Genomic DNA, 754 nt, shown 5'->3' with positions numbered 1-754 from the left:
CGTGGAAGAATTATCAGGTGGAAGAGAATCTGCAATATATCGAGATGGTGAAGTCGTCTATCGACCTCTTCAGTCATGGAGTTCTACAATTCATCTCATTTTGAAGCATCTTGAGCGAGCAAAGGTAGATGAAATCCCCAAGTTTCTAGGTGTTAATCAAAACCAAGAAATCTTAAGTTTTGTCGCAGGTAATACCTATAATTATCCGTTAGTTGGCGCAATCGCAACAAATGATGCACTTATGTCTGCGGGTAAATTATTACGTAAAATACATGACTCAACAGTTTCACTCTTGGAGCAAATTGATGTTAATGCACACCGATGGATGTTAGAGCCGAGAGAACCATTCGAGGTTATCTGTCATGGTGACTTTACCCCATACAATGTTGCTCTATTAGAAAATACAGTTGTTGGTGTGTTTGACTTCGACACGTCGCACCCAGCGCCAAGAATATGGGATTTAGCATATTCAGTTTATTGTTGGTCTCCTTTTAAAACTGACAGCAATGATAAACTAGGCACAATCTCAGAGCAGGTGGCTAGAGCTAAGTTGTTCAGTGACAGTTACGGTGCAACTGAATCAGAAAGAGAGCAATTAGCCGATGCTATGGTTCAGCGATTACAGGCTTTAGTATCCTTCATGCGTAGTGAAGCTGAAAATGGTAATGAATCCTTCGCTGAAAACATAGAGCAGGGTCATCTTCAAGCTTATCTAAATGACATAGAATATATCACTGAAAATAAACAAAAAATT

At 39.5% G+C, this 754-nt stretch carries 1 protein-coding gene; it reads left to right on the top strand.

Annotated elements, in window-relative coordinates:
- Position 1: 1 nt before the first annotated feature.
- Positions 2 to 754: aminoglycoside phosphotransferase family protein (locus A1QO_RS01295; RefSeq protein WP_026027090.1), on the top strand; the 753-nt coding region annotated here is incomplete at its 3' end.

This window comes from Vibrio genomosp. F10 str. ZF-129, assembly GCF_000287055.2.
GTDB lineage: Bacteria > Pseudomonadota > Gammaproteobacteria > Enterobacterales > Vibrionaceae > Vibrio.
Note: the sequence above shows the minus strand (reverse complement) of the source record. Positions and strands in the feature narration are given on the sequence as shown.